Annotated in this window: 1 protein-coding gene; it reads right to left on the bottom strand. The window is 66.9% G+C overall.

All coding sequences use genetic code 11. The features are described 5' to 3' along the window. Positions 1-1718, bottom strand: a 1718-nt coding sequence (locus tag VF497_RS08885) for an ATP-binding protein (protein ID WP_330887796.1), incomplete at its 3' end; no start/stop codon positions are given. Positions 1719-2046: the final 328 nt, after the last annotated feature.

Genomic DNA, 2046 nt, shown 5'->3' with positions numbered 1-2046 from the left:
GCGCCCGGCGTCTCCGGCCGCACCCGCGTAAACTCGTTGCTGGCGAGTGCTTCGATATCGTCGAACTCGCCCTCCACGCTGCTGCCTCCCGGCCGCGCGCGCGTCTGGCCGCCCATCGTGGCGCCGCGCCAGCGTTCGATGACCGACAGCAGGAAGCCGACATCGACGCCCTTGGCCGAATCCATGTTGGCGCGCGTGACCGCCTGCGAATGCGGAATGTGCTGCGGCTCAAGCTGCTTGAAGCGCAGCCGGGTCGGAAGCGCGACGCCTTCGCCGAACGCGAACACTTCGCGCGTGCCGAGCGAGGGCACGAAGGCGATCAGCGAGCCGGCGGCGTCCGACACCGCGGAGCGCACGATCGCCTGGTCGCGGTCGTTCGCCATGCGCATCGCGAACAAGGTCGAGCATTGCGAGATGATGGTGGCGTCGAGCTCGGCCGGACGCTGCGTGATCAGGCCGAGGAACACGCCGTATTTGCGCCCTTCCTTGGCGATGCGCGACACCGCCTTGCGGGTCGGCCCGAAGCCGATCGAGCGGTCGGCCGGCGCGTATCGATGCGACTCCTCGCACACGACCAGCAAGGGGAACGCGCCATCGCTCCACAGTCCGAATTCGAACGCCATGCGCAGCAGCACCGACACGACCGAGTCCACCACCTCGGCCGGGAAGCCGGCGAGCTGCATGATGGTCATCGGCACGCCGTTCGGCGGCAGGCGGAACAGCGTGGAGACCGTCTCCACCATCGTGTCGCCGCCGACATTGGCGTTGTCGAACATGAAGCCGTAGCGCGGATCGTTGCGCGCAGTCTCGATGCGCGTGATCAGGCGATGATAGCGCGCCCAGGCGGAGCGATTCTCCAGCTTGCCCATGCGCTCGTCGATCAGGCGGATCAGGTCTTCGAGCCGGTACGGCACCGGCGTGTCGATCGTGACGCCGGAGGATTTCGGGTCGGAGCGCAACAGGCGGCGCGCGCCGGGCGCGTTGGTCGGCTGGAACAGCGTCTTCGCGATCGGCACCAGCTCGGAGAGGATTTCGACTTCCTCCTCGACGCCGGGACGGCCGCGGAAGAAGACGTCGACGATTTCCTCGAAATTGAACAGCCAGAACGGCAGCTTGAGGTTCTTCGGCGAGAGCGTCTGCGCGCGGTCGTCGAAGCAATGGCCGTATTCGTTGTGCGGGTCGATCAGGAACACCCGCAGGTCCGGCCGGGCGTCGAGGACCTGCCGCAGCAGCAGCGCGACACCGCTCGACTTGCCGACACCGGTGGTGCCGAACACCGCGAAGTGCTTGCGCACCATGTCGTCGACATTGACGTAGGCGGCGATCGAAGTGTCCTGCTGCAGCGCGCCGATGTCGATCGTGCCGGGGCCGGACATGTCGAAGATCAGCCGCAGCTCGCGCTGGGTGACCATTTCGACCGCGTCGCCGATCATCGGATATTCGGTCACGCCGCGCTGGAAGAACTCGCCGCGTTCGCCGCGCTTGATCTCGCCGAGCATGTCGACGGCCGCGACTGCGAGCTCGCCCTCGCGCGACTGCGCTTGCGCGCCGATCTTGGTGATGACGCCGATCACCACCGCATTGCCGGCGTCGATGCCGAGAAACTTGCCGACGGTCGCGCGCACGTCCTGCGCGCTGACCGCAAGGCGTACCTGCGTCTGGCTGCCGTTGACCGAAAGCACGCGCCCGAGCGCGGCACCTTGGGAAATATGATCCACGCACGACTCCACGGCGTTGTCCCGCATTCCGCTTCACGGTTTGCGGGTTTTCACCCCGGAGCTAGCATCCGCCCGCCGACCAACCGGTTAATCCGGCCCGCGGCAGTTTCGCTAAGTTGCGATCAGATGGGCAGAAATGCGCGTTTCATGCCCGCGTGGTTAAAGAACTGCAGTCAGGCGCGAAGTTCCGCGGCAAGGATTGATTCACCTTGCCGCGGCGCGGTCAGCGCCAAGCGCGCTGCCGATCGTCGCGAACCACCATCACGTCGTCGCGCAGCGCGACCGGCGTCGCCCGGGCGGCCCACGGCGCGGTATCCGCCACGATTTC

Source organism: Rudaea sp. (assembly GCF_036383415.1).
In the GTDB taxonomy this organism is placed as follows: Bacteria; Pseudomonadota; Gammaproteobacteria; order Xanthomonadales; family Rhodanobacteraceae; genus Rudaea.
Note: the sequence above shows the minus strand (reverse complement) of the source record. Positions and strands in the feature narration are given on the sequence as shown.